Source organism: Rheinheimera sp. KL1 (assembly GCF_001275035.1).
In the GTDB taxonomy this organism is placed as follows: Bacteria; Pseudomonadota; Gammaproteobacteria; order Enterobacterales; family Alteromonadaceae; genus Pararheinheimera; species Pararheinheimera tangshanensis.
Genome location: NZ_LAMX01000026.1, coordinates 170,684 through 194,322, shown reverse-complemented (window position 1 = coordinate 194,322; position 23,639 = coordinate 170,684). Strand labels below are relative to the sequence as shown.

Here is a 23,639-nt window from a genome sequence, read left to right as displayed (position 1 = left end):
AAATAGAGAAAATGAAGTTCTATTAAGCACAGTATAGTGCAGGCACGGATCGGGGCAGATGCAGAAAACCACAACACAGTTACTGGAAAATCTAGAACTGTTAGGCGTAGAAAGCCAAAAAACACTTAAACGATTAAGTTCATCTTTAAAAACTACAGCAAAAGACAGTTGGAACGAGCTGCAGCTAAGGCTGGAGCAACAGTTACCCGTTCTGCTTGAGCTGTATTTGAGTTTGTATGGCGATCATTATGACTGCTATTACCATTTGGAACAGTTGCTAAAAATACTGGCAAAAAGTTCTGCTCAGCGCCCAGCTTATTTACGTCAGCAAGATGATAAGCCACAAGACTGGCACAAAACTCCCGATGCTTTGGGAGCAGCCTGTTATGTCGACCTGTTTGCCAAAGACTTTCAGGGCCTGGCACAGCGCATTCCCTACTTAAAACAAAGTGGTATTAATTATCTGCACCTGATGCCATTGTTTAAAGCACCAGAGCCGAACAGCGATGGTGGTTATGCCGTCTCTGATTATCGCAGCACAATGCCGCAACTAGGCTCCATGCAACAGCTTGCCGATTTAATGCAGCAGTTGCATCAACAAGGTATTAAGCCGGTGCTGGATTTTGTGTTTAACCACACCTCCGACGAACACCGCTGGGCGGAAAAAGCCAAAGCAGGTGATGCCGAATACCGTGATTTCTATTTTTTTCTGACTGAACAAGAGCGTGACCAGTTTGCGCCCAGCCTGCGCGAGATTTTCCCAGAAATTCGTCGTGGCTGTTTTACTCAGGACAACACTTCAGGTTTATGGATCTGGACCACCTTTAACAGCTTCCAGTGGGACTTAAATTATGCCAATCCGGCTGTCTTTAATGCCATGGCAGAAGAAATGTTGTTTTTGGCCAATCAGGGCGCTTCGGTGCTGCGTTTAGATGCTTTAGCTTTCGTCTGGAAACAAGCAGGAACCAACTGCGAAAACCTGCCCAAGGCGCACACTTTAATCAAAGCCTTTAATGCGGTAGCCCGCATCGCGGCTCCGGCTTTGCAGTTTAAATCAGAAGCTATAGTGCACCCGGATGAAGTGGTGAAATACATAGCGCCGGAAGAATGCCAGTTATCCTATAACCCGCTGTTGATGGCATTACTGTGGGAAAGTTTAGCCACCCGTAAAACCAGTTTATTGACCGAGTCCTTGCGTAAGCGTTTTGCCATCAACCCCCACTGCAGCTGGGTCAATTACATCCGTTGCCATGACGATATTGGTTGGACTTTTGATGACAACATTGCCTGGCAACTGGGCATGAATCCGGACCATCACCGTCAGTTCTTAAATCAGTTTTATACCGGGCAGTTTGAAGGCAGTTTTGCCTCTGGCGTGCCCTTTCAGCAAAACCCTGTGACAGGCGATTGCCGTGTAGCGGGTATGTTGGCGTCTTTGGCTGGGGTAGAAAAAGCCGAAATCGACAAAAATCCAACACATCTGCAGCACGCACTACAGCGGATTTATCTACTCAATGCTGTCATATTAAGTATTGGCGGTTTGCCGCTGCTCTATATGGGTGACGAGCTGGGTTTAAAAAATGATTACAGCTATGTGCTGGACCCTGCGAAAAAAGACGACAGCCGCTGGGTCAACCGAGTGGCAGTGACAGATAAACAATTAGCGCAGGCGACTAACACCGATACCTTATCTGGCCAGATTTATCAGCAATTGCAGCAGTTGATCCAAACCAGAGCCTTATTGCCTGTCTTAGGTTCAGGCACGACAGAGATTTTGCAGGATAACAATCCACATTTGTTTTTATACCAACGCCAACTGGACGGCAAACGTCTGGTGGCTGTAGTGAACTTCTCTGAACATCCACAGCACTGTGATTCTTTATCAGGCCAATTATGGTTCGACGAACTGACAGCTCAGAAACTGCCATCTGGACCCTTACAACTTTTACCTTATCAGGTGCTGTGGTTAACTCCGGCACTTTGATAGCCTCTTCCCTGATAACACCAGGTGGTGGATAGCCCTGGTGTTTGACTTTAGAAGCCCCTGCAAAGGGGCTATTTTTTAAAGAATAGACAAGCGTAGCAGTCCGACACTGTATTGACCTTACTTTATCCATCAAGAATCCGCCAACTAACGCATTTAGCATTGATCTGTAAGCCAAAATAAAGCACCCTGAAATCGCTTTCAATACCATTAAAAAGGACAGGGTTATGCTTTTTTAAAGAAAAAACTAACAAAAACTGCGCAAATACTGAGTCTGGTTTTAGCCAGCACTGCTGCTGGTTTCAGCTATGCCGATACAACAGCAGTTGCAGGGACAACACCTCAATTGAGTGTGCAGTTGTGGTCAGTCAAAGACGCGATGCAGGCCGACTTTGAAGGCACGCTCACTAAACTTGCCGCTATGGGTTTTGATGGAGTTGAGTTTGCCGGATTTTTTGGCAACTACGCCAATGACCCTGCTGGTTTAAAAGCATTTTTAGATAAACTTGGTTTAAAAGCTTCAGGTGCTCATGTGCCTTTTGAGAAACTTAGCCCAGAGCAACTTGAAGCGACTGTCGCTTTTTATAAAGCGATAGACTGCCATTATTTAATTATTCCAATGGATCAGCGTGCTTTTACCGTTGAAGGTGCAAAAGCCGTAGCCGCTGATTTAGCCGCAGTACAAGAAAAACTGACCCCTTTAGGTATGCAGGTCGGTTATCACAACCACAAACCAGAAATGCTGGGCGAAATGGGCAAAACCCCATGGGATGTGATAGGTAAAAATACCAACAGCAAAGTGATATTGCAGCAAGATGTCGGCTGGACTGAAGTGGCGGGCAAAGATCCGGTCGATTTTGTTAGAGCTTATCCGGGCCGCACTATTACCACGCACTACAAAGCGTCGGCGCCAGAGCCTGGCAATACTGAAAATCCTATTCTTGGTAAAGACACCACCGACTGGAAAGCCTTGATCAGCGCCAATAAAACCATAGGCGGCACCCAATGGTTAGTGGTAGAACAGGAATCTTACCCTGCCGGTATGACCCCGATGCAAAGTGTGGAAGCCTCGCTCAAAGGCTTACAGGCTATTATCGCCGAGATGAAGTAAAACAACAGATAACAAAAAGGCTGGTATCCACACCAGCCTTTTTGCACTAGAGACAGTATTAATCCAGCTTACGCACCCATATATTGCGGAAACTGACGCTGTCGCCGTGATCCTGTAATTTCAGTGGTAGGCAGCCGTGCGCTTTCACTTGAGGTGCACCTATCCATTCCGTAGTGCCAGCAATTTCAGTATGGTTTTGCAACAACACACCATTATGCAGCACAGTGACATAACCTGGCGACAAGCGCTTTTCACCGTCAAAACGTGGCGCTTTGTAGATGATGTCGTATTCTTGCCACTCCCCTGTCGGACGGGTTGCGTTCGCCAGCGGAATAGTTTGTTTATAAACTGAACCTGCCTGACCATTTGGATAGGTCTTATTTTGGTACGAATCTAAAATCTGGATTTCGTACATTTCCTGTAAAAAGATGCCGCTGTTGTTACGCAACTGGCCTTCTTTATCCATCCGATCTTTACCAACACGCCATTCCAGATGCAGCTGAATGTCGCAAAACGACTCTTTACTGCGGATATCGCCCGTGCCAGGTTTGACCGTCAGTACACCATCTTTCATAGTCCACTGCGCTTCGGCGCCCGTATTCACCGACGTCCACTGAGACAGATTGTGATCCAATAGCTGTATCGCATCTGAAGGCGCCTGTCCTTTGACTGCAGTTACCACTGGCGGTACCGGAGTCCAGACCTCAGTCTTAGCTGCTAAGGCATGACGCTCTGCGTCGGTTAATGTGCTGATATCAGTAGCGGCCAGAGCTGCAGCGCTGAATGACAGCGCAACGCCAATCCATACATAGTTCATTATAAATACCTTAAAAAAGGCGGACTGAGCCGCCTGTTAATGAAAATAGCCAGCTTAGGTGGCCCAGGCCTTATCACCTTTTTTATAAGGAAGATCGCCGTCGTATTTACCCGGCACCGCTACGTAACGCAGTGCTTCAGTGCCCCCCACCTGTGAGGTGAAAAAAGTGAATAAACTCAGCTGTTTTAATAAAGTGAAGTAATGCAATTCGCCCTTACGATCAGACGACTTGGAGCTGGCCAGAGAACTGCTACCTTCCAGACCACTGGTGCCGCCTTTTTTGGCTTCCTGGTCCAGCTGACTCAACAGCGCTAGCCTCTGTTCAGGTTTAAGCGCCATAAAATCTTGCTTAAACTGCTGTTTACTTAAGCTTTTGATGTGCTTTAAACCGGCAAAAAATAAGGTCTGATGTTCCAAGCTATAGCAGTCATTGACCAGCACGGCCATCACAGCACCACAACCTGCCGCTTTCGCACCAGGGCTGCTGGTTTGCGGCAGAATGGTGTCGGCAATTTCATCCAGCATCGCCACGTCGTCAGCGGTATACAGGGTTTTACCGGCATCCGGTGACTTCATGCCTGCCGCCCAGAGTTCTCCGCCCACCATGGCCATCCCTGTGGCCGCAGCAATCATCTTTAACAGGTCACGTCTGTTCATCTTACAGCTCCCCTTTTTTCAGCTGCTCAACCGCGAAATTGGCGGCCCGTGCTGTTAGTGCCATATAGGTCAGTGACGGATTGACGCAGGATGCGGAGGTCATACAAGCACCATCGGTCACAAACACATTAGGTGCATCCCACACCTGATTATTCCCGTTCAGAACTGAGGTTTTCGGATCACGCCCCATCCGGGCTGTGCCCATTTCATGAATGCCCATACCCGGACCATAGTCTCCGGCATAACCCTGCACATTTTTCACGCCTGCGGCTTGCAGAATATCAATAGCGTCCTGCTTCATGTCTTCACGCATTTTCAGTTCATTGGCTTTGAGCTCGACATCCATCGCCAGCACAGGCAAACCCCATTTATCTTTGCGGTTTTTGTCGAGGAAAATACGGTTGCTGTGATCAGGCAGAATTTCACCAAAGCCGCCCATACCTATACTCCATGGACCAGGCTGAGTTAAGGCATCTTTAAAGTCGGCTCCAATGCTCAGTTCTGCCACATTGCGGCTCCAGCCCTGACGACTTGCCGACCCCTGGTAACCAAAACCACGCAGATAATCGCGCTTATCCCCAGCCCAGTTACGGAAACGCGGAATATAGAAACCAGAAGGACGACGGCCAAAATAGTATTTGTCATCAAAGCCTTCCACTTCACCAAAAGCGCCAACGCCTAAGTGGTGGTCCATCACGTTGTGACCAAGTTCACCGCTGCTGCTGCCTAAGCCGCCTTGCCAGATATCGGTGGCGGAGTTCATCAAAATCCAGGTGGAGTTAAAGGACGACGCGTTGAGGAACACAATGTTACTTGTGAACTCATAGGTCATGTTGGTTTCGCTATCCAGTACTTCGACACCACGAGCTTTTTTAGTGTTTTTGTCGTACAACACTTGGGTAACAATAGAAAAAGGCCGCACCGTTAAGTTGCCGGTTTTCATCGCCACAGGTAAGGTGGCTGACTGGGTGCTGAAATAACCACCAAAAGGGCAGCCCAACCAGCACTTATTGCGGTACTGACAACCCACCCGGTTTTGCTCCGGTTTAGGTTGTGTGATATTGGCGCAACGGCCATGGATCATGTGTCGACTGCCACCAAAGGCCTTTTTCAGCCGGGCCGCCACACTTTGCTCGACAATATTCAACGGTACCGGAGGTAAATACTGGCCATCAGGTAATACATCCAGACCATCGCGAACACCAGCAATACCAGCAAAACTCTCAGCATAATCGTACCAGGGGGCTAAATCCTTGTAACGGATAGGCCAATCGACCGCAATACCATCTTTGAGGTTAGCTTCAAAATCCAGCTCGTTAAAACGGTAGCTCTGACGTCCCCATAATAAGGAACGCCCGCCTAAGTGGTAACCACGGAACCAGTCATAACGTTTGACTTCGGTGTAAGGCGACTCTTGTTCATTGGCCCACATACCAAAAGTGCTTTCATTTAACGGATAATCACGCGACAACACCGGATAATCTTTTTTCATCTGATTGGTTGGCTTGTCGCGGTGTGGATAATCCCAGGCTTCTTTAAAAGCATTCGGATAATCTTTAATGTGTTCGATAGGCCGACCTCGTTCCAACATCAGCACTTTCAGGCCTTTTTCGGTCAGCTCTTTAGCAGCCCAGCCACCGCTGATGCCAGACCCCACCACTATGGCGTCGTAATGATTCTGCGCAACTGTCATCTTGTTGTCCCCTGTTGGGCGGGTTTTGTACCAGTCATATCGGGATGACTTTGGCTACATGCCCTGTTTTCATTATGTATGGCAAAGCAGTCTGGCCGCTTTGTCCCGGTTTAAACGTCACAAATACGAATAGCCTGAGCCAACGACTGCGCTCTGCCTTCTTTGGTTTTGGGTGTTGGTACAAATTCCTGCGCCAGATAGCCGGTAAAACCTATATCTCGAATAGCTTTAGCTATAGCGGCGTAGTTCAGCTCCTGCGAGTCATCAATTTCATGGCGGCCCGGCACGCCTGCAGTGTGATAGTGGCCAAAATACTGATGGTTGTCTTTGATAGTACGGATAATGTCACCTTCCATAATCTGCATATGGTAGATGTCGTATAACAGTTTAAAGTTCTGCGAGTTTAGTCGCTTGCATAGCTCAATAGCCCAGGCAGAGCCATCGGCCAGATAATCCGGGTGATCGACTTTGCTGTTAAACAGCTCCATCTGCAGCACCACTCCTCGTTTTTCGGCATGAGGCAAAATCTGTTTCAAACCAGTGACCGCATTTTGCAGTGCTATTTCTCTGTCCATACCACGGGCATTGCCGCTAAAACAGATCAGGTTTTTATAACCAGCCTCTGCCACTAAATCTATGTGATGTAAGTAGCGTTTTATCAGCTCTGGATGGAACTTAGGATCAGACCAGCCATCCGTCAGATTCAGTTCTGCGCCATTGCACATAGAGCTATCCACGCCATGCTTTTTCAGTACAGGCCAGTCTTCAGGACCCACTAAGTCGATGGCACTGAAACCTAATGATTTGACCAACAGGCACAGCTCTTCCATGGATAAATCACCATAAGTCCAGCGACTGACCGAATGGCGGATATTACCTTTGAGTGCACCAGTAGTTGATGGTGCCGCAGACGCCGCACCTGACAGCAATAAACCTGAACCTAAGACCGAGGCACCGATAGCGCCAGCAGCCAGTTGCTTTAATAATTCACGACGGGGCAGTTGTTGTCTCATGGCTGCTTATCCTCGGCTTGTTGCAGTGGCTCGTTTTTAAAGATAACGGCAAACAGCACCAGCACAACACCAGCAAATACTGCAGGGAATAACCAGATCGATGTCCAGTCTGTCGCTTCAGCTGTGCTGTAAGCCTGAGTGATTTGGCCTGCTACGCTAAAGCCAATCAGCATACCTATACCGTAAGTGGCCAGCGTGATCAGCCCCTGAGCAGCGCTGCGGATTTTCACACCAGCTTTGCTATTGGTGTAAATCTGACCTGACACGAAGAAGAAGTCATAACAAATACCGTGCAGCGCTATACCAATCACAAGTAACCACAAACCCTGACCTGCATCGCCGTAGGCAAACAGAACATAACGTAACACCCAGGCTGCCATACCTAATAACAAGGTCCAACGAATACCAAAACGATTCAGAAACAGCGGTAATGCCAACATAAATAACACTTCGGACACCTGGCCTAAGGTCATTTTTCCCGTGGCATTTTCAACACCTATACCGGTCAGGAAAGGGTTGGCATTCTGGTAATAAAAAGCCAGTGGAATACAGATCAGTACTGAAGCTAAAAAGAATAGAGCGAAGTTACGATCTTTCAAAAGTGCTAAAGCGTCCAGCCCCAGCAACTCACCTAATTTTAATTGCTGACCACGACCAGCCGGAGGAGTAGCAGGTAAGGTAAAGCTGTATACACCTAAAGCCAGAGAGGCCACAGCACACATCAGGAAAGTATTTTTCAACGCGCCATCTGCGATGGCCTGCTGCGCATCCCAACCGAAGGCATAACTGATGACTAAACCTGCAGCTATCCAGCCGATAGTGCCCCAAACTCGGATTTGTCCGAACTCCAGTTCTGGTTGTTTCAGTTGACCAAAAGACACAGAGTTCACCAGCGCCAGCGTTGGCATATAAGCCAGCATGTAGCCTAAAACCAGCGGATAAAAGGTAGTAAAATCAGTGGCCTGATACATAAAGTACATCAGCACAGCGCCCACTAAATGCAAAAGACCCAATAAACGTTCAGCATTAAAAAAACGGTCGGCTATTAAGCGACGATAAATGGCGCAATGATGGCGCCCCAGGATTGAGTTGAAAACGCCATGCCTGTTTGTGGGCCAGTGGCCTGCAGGTTCTGGCTTAAAAAAGTCCCCAAAGTGACAAACCAGCCACCCCAGATAAAAAACTGCAAAAACATCATGCTGCATAAGCGTATTTTTATGCTGTTCATTCTATTCGTATTCCCCGTTGATTTTACCCTTCATCCTTAAAGCTGCTCAGTTCTTGCCTGCATCATCAGTGATTGTGGGTAATTGAACTATTATTTTTATGCGACTAAGGTTTTAACCCCAAAATCCGGCGGTTACGCGCTTCGTCTGTTTTTGCTCCGGCAAAGTCATCAAAGGCTCTGCCCGCTTTTTCAATCAGGTGAGACGCGATAAATGGAGCTCCCTCGCGTGCGCCCTGGCTTGAATCTTTTAAACAACATTCCCACTCCAGCACAGCCCAGCCGTCGAAATCGTACTGAGTTAATTTGCTGAAAATACCTTTAAAATCAACCTGACCATCGCCTAAAGAACGGAAACGCCCTGGCCTTTGGACCCAATTCTGATAACCGCCATAGACACCACTGCGACCGTTTGGCCGGAACTCAGCATCTTTGACATGAAACATTTTGATCCTGCTGTGGTAGCGGTCAATAAAATCTAAATAATCCAGCTGTTGCAGCACAAAGTGACTTGGATCAAACAGGATATTGGCGCGCGGATGGTGATTGGTAGCCTCTAAAAACAGCTCAAAGGTAGCGCCGTCATGTAAATCTTCGCCCGGATGGATTTCGTAACACAAATCCACTCCCGCTTCGTCAAAGGCATCAAGAATTGGCAACCAGCGTTTAGCTAATTCAGCAAAGCCCTGCTCCACTAAACCTGCCGGGCGTTGTGGCCACGGATAGACTAAATGCCACAGCAAAGCGCCGGAAAAAGTCACATGAGCTGTTAAACCCAAATTCTGACTGGCCTTAGCCGCCAGTTTTAACTGCTTGATAGCCCATTCGGTGCGCTCTGCTGGTTTACCCCGTAAAGCCTCCGGAGCGAAGTTATCAAACAGCTCATCATAAGCTGGATGCACAGCGACAAGCTGGCCTTGCAAGTGAGTCGACAGCTCGGTGATTTCAACACCTGCAGCGCGGCATTTAGCCTGTATGTCATCACAATAAGCCTGACTGGTTGCTGCCAATTCCAGATCAAAAAAAGCCGGATTGTTGGTGGGCACCTGAATGCCTTTGTAACCTAAATCAGCCGCCCATTTGGCCATACTGACCACGTGGTTAAAAGGTGCTTCGTCGCCCATAAACTGAGCCAGAAATATGGCTGGCCCTTTGATTTTACTCATCTGTGATCCTTGAGCCAGCGTTCTGGCTAATCAAAAAATTCAATGCCGCAGCTTTATTCAACAGCAGGCACAGCCAACCATTTTTCATTGCTATGCTGACTGCTGCTGACAGTTTCAATAAATGCCATACCCCGCATCCCGGCTTTAATGCCTGGTACACCAGTAGGAGTACCTTTTTCGCCTTTGCGGATCGCCGCAGCAAAATCGCGGTATAAATTCCCCATAGCTTCCAGATAACCTTCTGGGTGGCCTGCAGGCAAACGACAACGACGGGAGGCTTCAGCGCCTAAACCAGCCTGACCAGCACCGGCCCGTAAGACTTGCACCGGAGCGCCGTGAGGTTTCACTAATAGCGTGTTCGGTTCCATCTGATGCCATTCCAGACCCGCCTTATCGCCATAAATACGGATTTTCAGCGCGTTTTCTTCACCGGCACAAATCTGGCTTGCCATCAGCACACCGCTGGCACCGCCGTTGGTGCGGAATAAAGCTGCACCATCATCATCAAGACGACGGCCCGCGACATGGCTTTTCAGTTCGGCACAAAGTTCGGTGATATGCTGGCCGCTGATAAATTCAGCCATACCAAAAGCATGAGTACCAATATCGGCCATACAACCACTGGCACCGGCCTGAGCGGGATCAGTACGCCAGCTGGCTTGTTTGTTTTGACTGCTTTCTAAATCTTCAGTCAGCCAGCCTTGTGGGTATTCAACAAAGATTTTACGGATAGTACCCAAAGTACCGTTTTGCACCAGCTCCTTGGCTTGCCATACCATAGGGTAACCAAGATAAGTGTGAGCCAGGCCATAGAGGCTATTACTGGCTTTCAAATCCACAGCCAATTGCTGAGTTTCAGCGAGCGTGACACCAGCAGGTTTTTCACAAAACACATGAAAACCTGCAGCGATGGCAGCGCGGCTGATAGGCACATGCAACTGATTAGGTGTGACTATAACTAACAGCTGCATGCGTTTGTCTTCTGGTAACGCCGCTTCTTTTTGCAGTAATTCCTGCCAACTGCTGTACAGACGGGTTGGCTCAAGACACAAGTCTTGCCCTGTGCGCTGGTTGTTACCAGTATCGCGGCTAAAAGCGCCACAGACTAATTCAATCTGACCATCTAAAGCTGCAGCATGACGATGTACAGCGCCGATAAAAGCACCTTCGCCGCCACCTATCATACCCATACGAATTTTTTGTTTAGCTGGGACTTGCATGGTTTTTTCCCTGTGGTTTACAGACACAAACGCAACATGACTGTAGATCAAATTTTGAAACTGTAAAAAATGTAACGGATTACATTTTGTGTCGTCAATAGAAAATCCGTTGTTTGTCGCAAATCACGCACTTTAAATGCACAAAGATGAAAAAAAGCCGCACCAAATAAGAGCATTTGCACTAATTAAGCCTAAGACTTTCGAAACAACTCGCTTCCCATTTATAAAAAAGTGCTTTATAAATGATATCGGTTACATCTATAGCGTTTAGCGGGCTTATACCGGACTAAACAGATGCATAGCATTGAATATCCAGATAAAATCCGGAGCAAACTCTCAAAGTGAAACAAGCCCATGTCCACTATTCGTGATGTAGCACAGCTGGCTGGAGTCTCAGTAGCCACAGTCTCGCGCGCTTTGCAGCAACCTGATTTGGTGTCACTGAAGACCCGAACTAAAGTACTGACTGCCGTCAAACAGCTTGGCTACAAGCCAAACTTAATGGCGGTCAAATTTCGCTCAGGTAAAACCCGAAATCTGGTGGTACTGGTGCCTACTGTCGCCAACGTATTTTTTGCCCGGGTGATCAGTGGTATGCAACAAGCGGCGCATGATAAAGGCTATTCATTGCTACTGTGCAACACACTGGCCGATGAGGAAATGGAACAAAGTTATGCCCGTATGGTGCATACCTCTCAAGCCGATGGCTTAATCCAGTTGCGCGCTCACAATCCTTTTGCTCAGCTGGATATGAAATCAGACTCTATGCTGCCGATGGTCAATGCCTGTGAGGTGTTAGACCGGATCGCCTGCCCTACTGTGCTTTTAGATAACAGAGCAGCGGCCTGCGCTATGACAGAACATTTACTGGAACTGGGTCATAGACGTATAGCGATGATCAAGGGCCCTGCACGCAGCCCGTTAACCCGGGACAGGGTGGCGGGCTATAGAGATGCGTTAAATGCAGCAGGTGTGGCTTTTGATGAAAGTTTATTGTTGCCGGGTGATTTTACCTTGCAGTCTGGCCACAAGGCCGCCACCGAATTATTGGCTTTGCCCAATCCACCTACCGCCATCTTTTGCGAAAATGACGAAATGGCCATAGGTGCTATTCAGGGGATTAAACAAGCGGGTCGGTCTGTACCAAGAGATATTTCTGTGGCTGGTTTTGATGATATTTCTTTTGCCGCTTTTGCTGATCCGCCGCTGACCACTATAGCTCAGCCTGCGGAAGAATTTGGCAGCACAGCGGTCAGCTTACTCATAGATTTAATCGAAGGTCGTCTGGGTAAAGCACCTAAAGTCATTTTACCTTTTGACCTTATTCAACGTGCCAGCACAGGTCCTGCTCCGGCAGGGTTAGGCTGACTTCATCACCGAGCCATAGCAGGAGCAAACCATGCCATACGAGCATTCGACCAAGAAACAAAAGCCGGAGTTGCTGGATCAACAACGTCGACAATTTCTAAAACTCAGTGCCCTCGGTCTTGGTGGTGCAGTGAGTTTAGGTGTTGCAGGTTTAGGTATGGCATCTCTGCCATTATCTGCAGATACCAAAACTGTGGTCACTACAGCCAAAGTGGTACCAGGTTTACAGCTCTATACCCTACGCGATCTGATGGCACAAAGTGTGGCCGACACCCTAAAACTGGTAGCTGGTGTAGGTTATACCCAGCTTGAATTTGCCGGTTACTACGATCAAAGTCCGGCCGCGTTAAAGAACATTATGGACAGCGAAGGTCTGAGCGCTCCATCTGCCCATATCCCTCTGGATGTGATGCAAAAGGATCTGGATAAAGTCATTGAACAAGCTGTAGTGGTGGGCCACAAATACCTGGTGTTGCCCTATCTGATGGACACAGACCGTAAAACTATTGATCAATACAAAGCCCTGGCAGAGTTTTTAAATAAAGCCGGCGAAAAAATTCGCTCTGCAGGCATGCAATTGGCCTATCACAACCACGACTTTGAGTTTGTGAAGCTATCAGGCCAGGTGCCTTACGATGTGCTGTTGAATGAAACGGACGCCAAACTGGTGCAAATGGAGCTGGACTTGTACTGGGTGGTCAAAGCAGGCTTGAGCCCGCTGGAATTATTCGCGCGCCAACCAGGTCGTTTCCCGCTGTGGCACGTGAAAGACATGGACAAAGCAGGTGGTTTTGCTGATGTTGGCAAAGGGGTGATAGATTTCAAACCTATATTCGCCAAAGCAGAGGCCGCAGGTTTACATCATGCTTTTGTTGAACGCGATCAGACCGACAACAGAGTTGAAACCATACGTCAGGGTTTTAGTGCATTAAGTCGTTTATTAAGCTAATGATTTCTCTATCATTCATTTAAAAATAAGCCGGACTTTTTAGCCCGGCTTATTTTTTTCAGTGATTAAAATTTACACAGCGATAGCATCATTTAGATTGATTATTTTCTGGACAGACTTGACAGCGGTTAAATTCAGAAGTAAAACGATTAAGAGATGAATTAAATAACTTCATCCAATGATTCAATAAAGCGACTCTATGGCAGAAAGCTGGCAGTTGCTTTTTTATAAAAAAATAACTTAATCGATTAAGTAACTACCCGACAGGGGGCAAATACAATGTTCAAGCAACAGAAAGTTTCAATCGCAGTACGGCAGGTTTTATTCGCATCCACATTGATCGCAACTGGTCCTGTCTGGGCGCAAAGCACAGCATCTACAGAAGCAGCAAGTACAGAAAAAGCTGAAACTGAAGCCTTTGAAACTATAGTGGTTACAGGCAGTGTGCCAGGCCGTACCCAGATTGAATCTGCTATTGCGGTTACCAGCGTAGATGCAGAGATGATCAAAGATTTCCAGCCTAGCTCCGAAGCTGAGGTGTTTCGTATGATACCTGGCATTCAGGTGGCAGGTACTGCAGGTCCTGGCGGTAACTCCAATATTGCAGTCAGGGGTTTACCTGTGGCAACTGGCGGCTCGCCTTTTGTACAAATTCAGGAAGACGGTTTACCTACGGTATTATTTGGTGATCTGCAGTTTGGTAACAACGACTACTGGACCCGTTTTGATTCAAGCGTGGACAGAGTAGAAGGTGTTCGCGGTGGTACAGCAGGAACTTTCTCTTCTCAATCCCCTGGCGCTATTATCAACTACATCAGCAACTACGGTGAAGTTGAAGGTGGTTTACTTCGTCTGAACACTGGTGTTGGTCATGACGAGAAAAAAGTTGATTTCCGTTATGGTGGTTCGGCCAGCGACAGTGTGAATTTCCATGTCGGTGGTTATGTTAAACAAGGTAAAGGCCCGTTAGATGCCGCGTTTAATGTCAGCGAAAGCGCGCAGGTAAAAGCCAACGTCACCAAGTTCCTTGCAGACGATGTCAGTTATTTCCGCGTCCTGGTCAAAGTAGCGGATACTCAGGAGCCGAACTACACAGGTGCGCCTGCACTTGCCAACTACGACGGTAACAGCTTCAGCGATTTACGTCCTTACCCTGGTTTTGATGGCCGTAATCAGTCCAACTACTCTATCCATAATCAGGAGTTTCTGATCGTCAACCGCGAAGGTGTAACAGAGCGGGTTGAGATGTCAGGCATTACCACTGAAGCATTTTCTTTAGGTAACGAGCTGCATTACGAATTCAAAAACGACATAGTTCTGGATAATAAAATGCGCTGGACTGATATGAGCGGCGGCTTTACTTCGCCTTTCTTCAATGCAGCCACCACAGCCAGCGTATTGGGTTCAACAGTCAATGGTGCTGTAGTAAACAGTATTCGTTATGCCAATGGCCCTCAGGCCGGTGAGTTATACGATTCTGCCTATCTGAATAACAACACCAACGTGAATACTAATATTCGTGACGTTGGCAGCTTTGTAAACGACTTAGCTGTATCGAAAGAATTTGCTATAGACGACAACACTTTTACCGCTCGCGCTGGTTATTTTTACATGAACCAGAATGTGGCAGCGGACTGGCATACCAACAGAACCTATTCTGAACTCAGCGGCGATAACCCGGCTATGCTGGATTTATTTGATGACGCAGGCAACCAGTTAACTGCAAACGGTATTGCAGGTTTTAATGACAACTGGGGTGCAGGTAACGCCCGTGATTATGATTTAGCCTACACAGATACAGCCCCTTACCTGGCGCTGGATTTTGATACTGATCTGTTTACGCTGGACGCCAGTGTACGTCGTGATACGGTCGATGCGTCAGGCTGGACTGCAGCTGGTGGTGAAGTCTTTAACACTGTAGTGGATGGCGTAGCTATTCCAACGCTGATCCCTAATGGTGCGCGCGAAAACCTGAACTACTCTGTCAGCTACACCTCCTGGACTGTCGGTGGTTTGTATAAACTCAACGAAGACACCAGCCTCTTTACCCGGGCATCCAAAGGCGGCCGTTTTAACGGTGATCGTCAAACCGTCAGCGGTAAAATCAATGCCGATGGTTCGTTAAACCAGCAAGGCTTAACTTCAGCGGTCGACTTTGTTAATCAGTACGAGCTGGGTGTGAAACGCCGTGGTGAAGTGCTGGATGGTTTTTATACTTTTGAACTGACCTTACTCAAAGGTGACTTCAAACAAAGCACCTATGAGTTATCAGCAACCCGTTGTGGTGGGGTGGCTGGTGGCTGTGTGATTGACGCTGAATACAAATCTCAGGGTGCTGAAATTCTCGGTACAGTGCGGATAGGCGACTTCTCGCTGGTGGGTAACGCTACCTATTCAGATGCAGAAAAACTATCAGCTGGAGCCACCAACTGGACCCGCGCTGATGGTATTCCGGATTTAATTTACACCCTGTCATCCAACTATCATATTAATGATCAATGGGTAACAGGCTTAAATATTACCGGCCAAACTTCAGCGATTGACGGTGCAGGCAATGAATATCCGGATAACTACACCTTAGGTGGTAGCCTGAGATACAGCCCAACTGATAATCTGGAATTTGGCTTTCAGGTGTATAACCTGACGGATGAATTTGATATCCGTGGCAGCGGTGGTTTAGCAGACGCCACAGTCACGCCGACCGTAATTTCAGGAAATCCTGTGATTGGCCGCACAGCAACAGCTTCAGTGACAGTGACGTTCTAAACTGTCATTCAGGCATAGCGAAAAAACAGGCTGGTAAAGTGCACTCTGCTTTACCAGCTTTTTCCGTTTAATGCGTATTGGTGTAATTGCTTCAAGGACACTGCATGACCAGAGTTCAACTGGCACAACAGCATCTGCAACAAGGCCGGGCCGATTTGGCGATACCGCTGCTGCGTCAGCAGCTTGAACAGGTACCGCAGGATGTAATGGCCTGGAAGCTAGCAGGTTTTGCCTGGCATGAAGAACAATATGAAACAGAAGCTGTGCATGCCTTTAGTCAGGCTTGTGCTCTACAACCGTCCGACGCTTCAACCCTGATGGCACTGGCGCAAAGCCGCTTTTTGGCAGGTTACTCTGCTGTCGATCAGTTTTATCAACTCACCACTTTGACTCCTGACGATTTGAATGCCTACCGTGGTTTAGCTTTAGCTTTAGCCGCTGACGGTGAATACAGCCTGGCTGAGCAGCTATTAGTGCAGAATCTGGCAGCTCATCCGCTGTGGCTGGACGGCCACAAGTTATTAAGCAGCATGCGTTTTACATCAGGGGATAGCAGCCACTTTTCCGATAACTATCAACAGGCATGCGCACAACAACCGACAAATCTCAAGCTGTGGCTGGACTGGTTTCGCTGCCACGCTCAGTTAAAACAATGGTCACACTGTGAACGCATTTTAGCGTTAGCCGAACAGCACTGTGGTCAACAATTGCAACTGACCTTAGCCAGGCTTTTTGTGGCTGCAGAATCAGGCGACCATGCAAAAGCGGCCTTGTTATTTACAGAGACAACCAGGGTACAAGATCCGGTGCGGGCTATGGCACTCACCCGGTTTCAGCTGCGCCATGGCGATATAAAAGCGGCGGAGCAAAGTGCCCTGCCCTGGCTTCAGACTACATCAGCCACAGTGTTTTGGCCTTATCTTTGTTTAATTTGGCGTCTGCTGGGGGATCGCAGAGCCAAGTGGCTGGACACAGAATCTATGCAGGTAAAAGCCTTTGATTTGCATTTAAGTAGCAACGAATTAAATCTGTTATGCGCTGTGATACGCTCTTTACATACAGCCAAAGCACCTTTTGCTCAACAATCGGTGCGGGGAGGCACTCAAACCGATCAACATATTCTGCTGCGTCATGAAAAGCCGCTGCAGCAGTTAAAACACAAATTAAAAACTGCAGTAAAAAGTTATGTCGAGCAACTACCAGCTGCAGTCGCGGCGCACCCCTTATTAGGGCGAACACGGGAGCGGGCTTTGCAAGGCCGCTGTCGTTTTAGCGGTAGTTGGTCTACTTTACTGAAAACTCAGGGTTTTAATGTCAGCCATACCCATCCATCAGGTTGGCTCAGCGCAGCTTTGCACCTTGAGATCCCAGCGGCAGAACAATTGGGGCGAGCACCCGCCGGCTGGCTGCAGTTTGGCGCGCCACCGGCTGAGCTTCAGCTGCCATTAGATCCTCAACTTCAGCATCAACCCCAGGCTGGTACCCTGGTGTTATTTCCATCCACTTTATGGCACAACACTGTGCCTTTTGAGTCGGGTGAACGTTTAACTCTGGCCTTTGATATTGAACCTCAGCCTTTTATTAGCGGAGAGCCTGGATGAGCTATGCAGCAAACAATAGCATCAAAAAGATAGTGATAGTGGGTGGTGGCACAGCAGGCTGGATGACAGCTGCAGCCTTAAGCAACGCCTTACAACAAGGCTGTCATATTACACTGATTGAATCGGAGCAAATTGGCACAGTTGGAGTGGGCGAAGCCACTATACCGCCGATCCGCTTGTTTAACCAAAGCCTTGGCATCAACGAAAACGACTTTATCCGCGCCACTCAGGGATCTTTTAAACTGGGCATTGAATTCATCAACTGGGGACGGCAAAACCACAGTTATTTTCACCCTTTTGGCAGCTATGGCCGTCAGTTTGACCTGGTGAGCTTGCACCATCACTGGCTAGCCGCAAAAGCGCAAGGCAAAGCCGACTCGTTAGATAGCTACTGCATGGCCTGGGTAGCGGCACAGCAAGGCCGTTTTGCGCCACCAGTCACAGATCCTCGCCATGTATTATCGACTCATGATTATGCCTACCATTTTGACGCTGGCCTTTATGCCAGCTATCTGCGCCAGTACTCCGAAGCCAAAGGCGTGCTGCGTATCGAAGGGAAAATCAGCGCGGTAAAACAACACTCTATTTCAGGTTTTATTGAAGCTGTGCAGCTGGATAATGGTCAGTTGCTGGAAGGCGAGCTTTTTATCGATTGCTCCGGCTTTCGCGGTTTGTTGATTGAAGACACATTAAAACCGGCTATCAGGACTGGTCACACTGGCTGCCCTGCAACAGAGCCTGGGCTGTGCCCAGTGAACGCGGTGAGTTTACTCCATACACCAAATCCACAGCTCATCAGGCAGGCTGGCAATGGCGCATCCCCCTGCAACATCGCACCGGCAATGGCCATGTCTTCAGTAACCACTTTATCAGCGAGCAACAAGCGCAGGATGTTCTGCTACAAAACCTCGGAGCCAAAGCTTTGGCAGAACCCCGTATGTTGCAGTTTGTCACAGGGCGACGAAACTTATTCTGGAATAAAAACGTGGTGGCTATAGGCCTTGCCAGTGGCTTTTTAGAACCGCTGGAATCTACCAGTATTCATTTAATTCAGGCCGGTATAGCCAAGCTGTTAGCGCTGTTTCCGGATAGAGATTTTGACCCTTTGCTGACAGAGGAATACAACAGAGTCGCCATTCGCGAAATAGAAAATATCCGCGACTTTATTATTCTGCACTACAAACTGACAGAGCGGGATGACAGCGAAATGTGGCGTTACTGCGCCGCCATGCCAGTACCAGATCCACTGACTTACCGGATAGAACAATTTAAACGTCAGGGCCGCTTAATACCGGGCGAAATGGATTTATTTGGCAACACCAGTTGGCTAGCCGTGCATATAGGCCAGTTGAATACGCCACAAAAAACCGACGCTGTGCTGGCTTATCGCAGCGTTGAAGGCGCAGAGCGCTTGGCTAAACTCAGTCAGGCACTGCAGGCTGCAGCTTTATCTTTGCCTACTCATCAACAGTATATAGACCAGTACTGTAAAGCTGAGCCGCTCTAGACTAAAACAACAAAGGCAGCCTGGGCTGCCTTTGTTTTCTGTAAACGTCTTACAACTTAATCATGCCCAAGCGCCAGTCGTCTGGCCGCAGGTTGGACAAAATGATTCCACCACAGCCCCAGCATTAACAGCAAAGCAAAACCTGTCGCCAGATAAAAACCATAACGCACATCTCCCATCGCATCACCAACCAGGCCCATCAGTAAAGGCCCTAAAGCAGCTGCTAAGGCGGTAAAAGCTAAAATTAGACCAGCCGCTGCGCCATGCTGCTGACGTGGAAAACAGCTGATGCCTTTGGAATTTAACGTGGGGTACATCATCGACATAAAAAGGCCTGACAGCGGCATCAGCCATAAAGCTGCCGCGACACCAAAATACATACTCAGCGCAAAACAGATAAAAATAGCGCTGCCAAACCAGGCCAATAACGCAGTCCAATTAAAACGCAGCAGTAACCACTCGGCTAAAAAGCGGCCTGCGGTGCGCAGAATAAAAAACACTGTAATAGCGTGGGCGGCCAGTACAGTGAAGTTGCCATCGTAACTTTGCAGTAAGGTAGGCAACCAAACAAAAATCGCGACTTCGGTGGCCACATAACAGGCGATGGCCAGCGAAAACCCCAGTGCATGCTTATCTTTTACCAGCGCCAAACTTTGCCAGACCGATGTGTGTTGTTGTGGCTGATAAGCCGGGTAATCCAGTCGGGATGCCATAATCAACAGCACAGCGCAAATCAGCCCGGCTAATAAATACAACTGAGTCCAGTTGATCGACGCAGCAATTAATAAACCTACTAAAGCCGGGCCAAAAATAGCGCCCAGACCAAAAAAACCTTCAACTCTGTTCATCAGTCTGGTGTGGCTGTCAGCATCAGGCTGACATCGCCCACTAAAGCCAAAGCGCCGGTTTTGAATAAACCAATGCTTAAACCACTGACACCTAACAGCAGCAGATAAAAGATAAAACTTTCACCAAAAATAAAAGCCACACAAGCTATGGCGTACAGAGCCAAACCCGCCAGTATCACCTTTTTACGGCCAAACTTATCGGCATAACGGCCCAAAAACAAACCGGATAAACCAATAAACAACATTGGCACGTAGTGAAAAGCGGCAGCTTCGGTCAGGCTGAGCTGAAACTGCGCTACAACTTGCGGAATAATCACGCCCACAGCGTCTGTGGTCATAGCAAAGACAAAAAACATCAGGCAAGTCATCCACTTCACCTGAGTAAAAGCACTGGACGACAGTGGCGCTGCAGATGAGGCAGGTGCACTGCTATTTATAGAGTGAATTTGTTGCATGGTTCTACCCTGTCAAGGTGCGCTTTTTGGCTGCGCTGGTTTTATCAGGAGCGGTATCTTCACTTACCTTAGCGGTTTGTGCAGCAAGCTCCATAAAATCCGGCGCGTTCACCCTCCCCAGGGCACTAACAACGCATCCGGTTGGTCAGATTATTTGCATCTGATTATGCTTTAAAGCTACAACTTAATCGTTTAAGTGGCAACAAAAAAATGAAACTATCAGCTAAATTTATCTCATCAGTGAGAAGCGCATCAAATTAAAGCAGTTTTATTGAAAAGGTAGCCTTAAATGACAAAAGAGTATTATCCCCAGCAGGATTTGATCTTTATCTAAAACAAAGATAATTGTGAAGTCGCAGAAACTTTAGTGAATAAGCTGGTCGTTAAATCATCCGGGCTCATTGACTTAAAACCCAGTTCGGTAAAACAGCGCTCAAAGTTGTGTTTTAACTGCTGTGCAGCGAGCCCCTGCCCTGTCATCCGGCTACTAAATGCCTGAGCGTTTCTCATATCACCCCGGCTTTGCCGAATCATCGACAGGATCCTGCTTTGCTCTGACGGATAATGCTGCGCCAGCCAGTCGGTAAAAATACCCTGCACTTCATAAGGCAGCCGCAACAATATATAACCCATACTCTGTGCCCCAGCTTGTTTTGCTGCCAACATCAGGTCTGCCATTTCGGTATCATTGAGCCCGGGGATCAGAGGAGCGAACATGGCTTTGACAGGAATTCCCGCCTGCGACAAGACTCTGATCGCTTCAAGCCGGGCAGCAGGCAATGCGGCTCTGGGTTCAAGTTTTTTTGCCAGAGAACTATTTAAACTGGTGACACTAAAATGTACTTCCACCAGTTGCAAAGCAGCCAGTTCCGACAGTAAATCAATATCTCTGGTGATCAGGTTACTTTTGGTCAACACAGACACCGGATGACGGAACTGCAGCATCAACTGCAGCAGTTGCCGTGTAATACCATAAGTGCGTTCGATCGGCTGGTAAGCATCTGTGTTGGTGCCTATAGCAATAGTCGTCGGCTTGTAACCCGCTTTCATAAACTCCTGCCGCAGCAAGTCAGCCGCATTACTTTTGGCAAATAGCTGAGTTTCAAAATCCAGGCCGGGCGATAAATTGTGGTAAGCATGGGAAGGCCTGGCATAACAATAACTGCAGCCATGCTCGCACCCCTGATAAGGATTGATGGTTTTCGACCAGGGAATATCGGGTGAGCTATTGCTATTCAGAATAGATTTAGCCTGTACCACCCGGGTTTGAGTTTGCAGCACAGTCACGCAGGCTTCAGCATTCAGAGCCTGCTGTTGCAGGGCTATCAGTTGGCCAAAACGGCCAACTCTTCTGTCCTGACTACCGCGTTTTTTAAGCAAGGGTAAAGCAGATGACCTGACCTGACAGTCTGCGCATTGACCACAACAACATTGCATCATCTTTCCTTTTCCAACTTTAGCTCTACCCATCGTGCTGATACCACATAGGGCAGATGCTTTTTATTGCTATTGTAAAAATGACTTTAAATCCGCGACGAATTTAACTGGATTTTTTGCCGCCAGAAAATGATCGCCCTGCTCTGCTGCGGTATACACATAAAGTTTTGATCCAGGGATCACAGACTGTGCCCATTGCTGGCTTGGCAGATTATGACTCAACTCACCGCTAAAAATAGCCACTGGCATATCCAGTTTATACTGCACCACATCACGCCAGTCGTTGGTAATATGATCAAACAACACCTGAGCCATATACTCTGGGTTATTTTTAATAACGGCCCTGGCAAAGGCCTGAGAGTTCTGAAAATGCAACGAGTCCTGCGCCATAAAACGCTCCATCACTTTCATATCCACCACCTGATTATTGGTCGGGGCTCCGGCAAAGGCTGCTATCATTCGCTCTGCTGAGGTCGTCATGCCACCGGCATTACGTCTTTCCTGCTCAGACCAATCCTCGCGGGTGTAGATAGAAATAGGCTCATCAATCCACACTAGTTTGTTAATACTATCCGTACCAAACAGGTCGATGTATCCCCAGAGTACTGCAGCGCCCATGGACCAGCCGACAAAGTCCGCTTTTTTGATCGCCAGATGTTCAGTCAGTTGTTTTAAATCCATCGAGTAACGCGAAATTCGTTGCCCTTGCCGCACTTGCTCAGATAAGCCCTGATTACGCGGATCAAGCACTATCACCTTGTAGCCACTGCTCAGCAGATAGATCACATCAATAAAGTCTGCACCATTGGCCGACCAGCCCGGCACAAAGATCACTGGCTTGCCTTTACCAGCTTGCCAGTACGCCAACTTCACTCCATCGTTAGTGGTGAAGTAATTGATTTCCAATCCTTTAATATCAGACAACTTCGCAGGAAAACCGACTATTTTATTTGGAAATTCAAAGTCTTGTTTCAGTACTTCTACAGCTGGATCAGCATTTGCTGTCGTCAGCACAGTCTGTACTAGCAGATAAAGTCCAAGCCAGATATTCAATTTTTTGTGCATTTCTTTCGCGTCCGTAAAAAGGTGAAACAGGCAGTGTTTTCACTGCCTGTTATTAGTTAAAGCCCAAGCCAAACTGGAGCAACCATAGGGCCCTTGCCTAAAAAGAAACCAAACTGAATATTCATCGCACCAACAGGCTCCAGAAAACGGGCATTTTTCAGTGGCCCGGCATCGACAGCTTTAAAGCTTATCGAGCTGGCCAGCGCCATAGCAGTTTGTTTTGCAGTTTCATCATCTGCCGCCACAAACACCTGTAATGGCTGAGTATTGCGGTTTTCTGCAGCCACTAACTGAGCAAAAATGGTGTTAAACCCTTTCACCACTTTAGCAGCCGGTGCCCATGCCTGAATTTCTTCAGCAGCTGATGTCAGATGCCCTATAGTTAATCCCTGAAAATCAGCAGTGACAGGATTAGTGATATCAATCAATACCTTACCACTTAGATCTCCAGCCTGTTTCAGCGCATCAGACACGGCAGCAAAAGGCAAAGCCAGAATGACAACATCTGACAATTTTACTGCAGCGGCAATACCACCACCCACAACACCAGCGCCAATAGTGTCAGCCAGCGCTGCAGCTTTGGCCGGATCTCTGCTGCCAATGCTCACTTCATGTGTAACGGCAAGTTCTGCAGCAAAAGCTGCGCCCATATTTCCAGTGCCTAAAATTGCAATCTTCATCGATTCACCTCGTGGTTGTAGCTTGCGTGTAGACTACTACTGGAAATATGCTGTAATAAATGCGCACATTAGCTATT

Annotated in this window: 17 protein-coding genes and 2 pseudogenes; 7 read left to right on the top strand and 12 right to left on the bottom strand. The window is 47.9% G+C overall.

Features of this window, described 5'->3' with window-relative positions:
• The first annotated feature begins 58 nt into the window (after window positions 1-58).
• Together WH43_RS15120 and WH43_RS15115 are read left to right on the top strand one after the other, a co-directional pair.
• Window positions 59-1,984 (top strand): alpha-amylase family protein, encoded by a 1,926-nt coding sequence (locus WH43_RS15120; RefSeq protein ID WP_082335812.1) that lies wholly within the window; start codon window positions 59-61, stop codon window positions 1,982-1,984.
• 352 nt (window positions 1,985-2,336) lie between these two features.
• Window positions 2,337-3,095, top strand: coding sequence for a sugar phosphate isomerase/epimerase family protein (locus WH43_RS15115; RefSeq protein ID WP_286049843.1), 759 nt, complete (start codon window positions 2,337-2,339; stop codon window positions 3,093-3,095).
• 58 nt (window positions 3,096-3,153) lie between these two features.
• Here the strand turns inward: WH43_RS15115 and WH43_RS15110 are convergent, their stop codons facing one another.
• The 7 genes and pseudogenes from WH43_RS15110 to WH43_RS15080 all read right to left on the bottom strand — a co-directional run bounded on the left by WH43_RS15110 (window position 3,154) and on the right by WH43_RS15080 (window position 10,886).
• Window positions 3,154-3,912, bottom strand: a complete 759-nt coding sequence (locus WH43_RS15110; RefSeq protein WP_053425422.1) for a 3-keto-disaccharide hydrolase — start codon at window positions 3,910-3,912, stop codon at window positions 3,154-3,156.
• Window positions 3,913-3,966: 54 nt separating this feature from the next.
• Window positions 3,967-4,569: a gluconate 2-dehydrogenase subunit 3 family protein gene (locus WH43_RS15105; protein ID WP_053425421.1), complete on the bottom strand. Its 603-nt coding sequence runs from the start codon at window positions 4,567-4,569 to the stop codon at window positions 3,967-3,969.
• A 1-nt stretch (window position 4,570) separates the two neighbouring features.
• On the bottom strand, window positions 4,571-6,262 hold the full coding sequence (locus WH43_RS15100; protein ID WP_053425420.1) for a GMC oxidoreductase: 1,692 nt from the start codon (window positions 6,260-6,262) through the stop codon (window positions 4,571-4,573).
• A gap of 110 nt (window positions 6,263-6,372) precedes the next feature.
• Entirely contained in the window at window positions 6,373-7,275 is a 903-nt protein-coding gene (locus WH43_RS15095) for a hydroxypyruvate isomerase family protein (protein ID WP_053425419.1), read from the bottom strand.
• Window positions 7,272-8,470, bottom strand: a pseudogene (locus WH43_RS15090) (nucleoside permease). The gene WH43_RS15095 and the pseudogene WH43_RS15090 overlap by 4 nt, the downstream one beginning before the upstream one ends.
• Window positions 8,471-8,607: 137 nt before the next feature.
• The gene (locus tag WH43_RS15085; RefSeq protein WP_053425418.1) at window positions 8,608-9,666 is read right to left on the bottom strand and encodes a sugar phosphate isomerase/epimerase family protein; all 1,059 of its coding nucleotides are present in this window, start codon (window positions 9,664-9,666) and stop codon (window positions 8,608-8,610) included.
• 53 nt (window positions 9,667-9,719) lie between these two features.
• Window positions 9,720-10,886 (bottom strand): Gfo/Idh/MocA family protein, encoded by a 1,167-nt coding sequence (locus WH43_RS15080; RefSeq protein ID WP_053425417.1) that lies wholly within the window; start codon window positions 10,884-10,886, stop codon window positions 9,720-9,722.
• Window positions 10,887-11,240: 354 nt separating this feature from the next.
• Between WH43_RS15080 and WH43_RS15075 the strand changes: the two genes are divergently transcribed.
• The 5 genes and pseudogenes from WH43_RS15075 (at window position 11,241) to WH43_RS21115 (ending at window position 19,077) form a co-directional block, all read left to right on the top strand.
• Entirely contained in the window at window positions 11,241-12,254 is a 1,014-nt protein-coding gene (locus WH43_RS15075) for a LacI family DNA-binding transcriptional regulator (RefSeq protein ID WP_053425416.1), read from the top strand.
• Between the two features lie 31 nt (window positions 12,255-12,285).
• Window positions 12,286-13,203, top strand: coding sequence for a sugar phosphate isomerase/epimerase family protein (locus tag WH43_RS15070; RefSeq protein ID WP_053425415.1), 918 nt, complete (start codon window positions 12,286-12,288; stop codon window positions 13,201-13,203).
• Window positions 13,204-13,482: 279 nt separating this feature from the next.
• Window positions 13,483-15,969 (top strand): TonB-dependent receptor domain-containing protein, encoded by a 2,487-nt coding sequence (locus WH43_RS15065; protein WP_053425414.1) that lies wholly within the window; start codon window positions 13,483-13,485, stop codon window positions 15,967-15,969.
• Window positions 15,970-16,073: 104 nt separating this feature from the next.
• Window positions 16,074-17,570, top strand: a complete 1,497-nt coding sequence (locus WH43_RS15060; RefSeq protein ID WP_053425413.1) for a 2OG-Fe(II) oxygenase family protein — start codon at window positions 16,074-16,076, stop codon at window positions 17,568-17,570.
• Window positions 17,567-19,077 (top strand): annotated as a pseudogene (locus WH43_RS21115) (tryptophan halogenase family protein). Before WH43_RS15060 ends, WH43_RS21115 begins: the two are co-directional and overlap by 4 nt.
• Before the next feature lie 56 nt (window positions 19,078-19,133).
• Here WH43_RS21115 and WH43_RS20785 read toward each other — a convergent pair.
• The 5 genes from WH43_RS20785 to WH43_RS15035 form a co-directional block, all read right to left on the bottom strand.
• Window positions 19,134-19,925, bottom strand: coding sequence for an MFS transporter (locus tag WH43_RS20785; protein WP_286049798.1), 792 nt, complete (start codon window positions 19,923-19,925; stop codon window positions 19,134-19,136).
• Window positions 19,925-20,380 (bottom strand): MFS transporter, encoded by a 456-nt coding sequence (locus WH43_RS20780; RefSeq protein WP_286049797.1) that lies wholly within the window; start codon window positions 20,378-20,380, stop codon window positions 19,925-19,927. The genes WH43_RS20785 and WH43_RS20780 overlap by 1 nt, the downstream gene beginning before the upstream one ends.
• Before the next feature lie 330 nt (window positions 20,381-20,710).
• On the bottom strand, window positions 20,711-21,760 hold the full coding sequence (locus WH43_RS15045) for a PA0069 family radical SAM protein (protein WP_286049796.1): 1,050 nt from the start codon (window positions 21,758-21,760) through the stop codon (window positions 20,711-20,713).
• Between the two features lie 126 nt (window positions 21,761-21,886).
• Entirely contained in the window at window positions 21,887-22,882 is a 996-nt protein-coding gene (locus tag WH43_RS15040; RefSeq protein ID WP_053425411.1) for an alpha/beta fold hydrolase, read from the bottom strand.
• A gap of 56 nt (window positions 22,883-22,938) precedes the next feature.
• Window positions 22,939-23,562: an NADPH-dependent F420 reductase gene (locus tag WH43_RS15035; RefSeq protein ID WP_053425410.1), complete on the bottom strand. Its 624-nt coding sequence runs from the start codon at window positions 23,560-23,562 to the stop codon at window positions 22,939-22,941.
• Window positions 23,563-23,639: the final 77 nt, after the last annotated feature.

Excerpts from the sequence above, each read along its gene's own strand:
- WH43_RS15120 (WP_082335812.1), top strand. The coding sequence starts at position 59 with ATGCAGAAAACCACAACACAGTTACTGGAAAATCTAGAACTGTTAGGC.
- WH43_RS15110 (WP_053425422.1), bottom strand. The coding sequence starts at position 3,912 with ATGAACTATGTATGGATTGGCGTTGCGCTGTCATTCAGCGCTGCAGCT.
- WH43_RS15105 (WP_053425421.1), bottom strand. The coding sequence starts at position 4,569 with ATGAACAGACGTGACCTGTTAAAGATGATTGCTGCGGCCACAGGGATG.
- WH43_RS15100 (WP_053425420.1), bottom strand. The coding sequence starts at position 6,262 with ATGACAGTTGCGCAGAATCATTACGACGCCATAGTGGTGGGGTCTGGC.
- WH43_RS15095 (WP_053425419.1), bottom strand. The coding sequence starts at position 7,275 with ATGAGACAACAACTGCCCCGTCGTGAATTATTAAAGCAACTGGCTGCT.
- WH43_RS15085 (WP_053425418.1), bottom strand. The coding sequence starts at position 9,666 with ATGAGTAAAATCAAAGGGCCAGCCATATTTCTGGCTCAGTTTATGGGC.
- WH43_RS15080 (WP_053425417.1), bottom strand. The coding sequence starts at position 10,886 with ATGCAAGTCCCAGCTAAACAAAAAATTCGTATGGGTATGATAGGTGGC.
- WH43_RS15075 (WP_053425416.1), top strand. The coding sequence starts at position 11,241 with ATGTCCACTATTCGTGATGTAGCACAGCTGGCTGGAGTCTCAGTAGCC.
- WH43_RS15070 (WP_053425415.1), top strand. The coding sequence starts at position 12,286 with ATGCCATACGAGCATTCGACCAAGAAACAAAAGCCGGAGTTGCTGGAT.
- WH43_RS15065 (WP_053425414.1), top strand. The coding sequence starts at position 13,483 with ATGTTCAAGCAACAGAAAGTTTCAATCGCAGTACGGCAGGTTTTATTC.
- WH43_RS15060 (WP_053425413.1), top strand. The coding sequence starts at position 16,074 with ATGACCAGAGTTCAACTGGCACAACAGCATCTGCAACAAGGCCGGGCC.
- WH43_RS20785 (WP_286049798.1), bottom strand. The coding sequence starts at position 19,925 with ATGAACAGAGTTGAAGGTTTTTTTGGTCTGGGCGCTATTTTTGGCCCG.
- WH43_RS20780 (WP_286049797.1), bottom strand. The coding sequence starts at position 20,380 with ATGCAACAAATTCACTCTATAAATAGCAGTGCACCTGCCTCATCTGCA.
- WH43_RS15040 (WP_053425411.1), bottom strand. The coding sequence starts at position 22,882 with ATGCACAAAAAATTGAATATCTGGCTTGGACTTTATCTGCTAGTACAG.
- WH43_RS15035 (WP_053425410.1), bottom strand. The coding sequence starts at position 23,562 with ATGAAGATTGCAATTTTAGGCACTGGAAATATGGGCGCAGCTTTTGCT.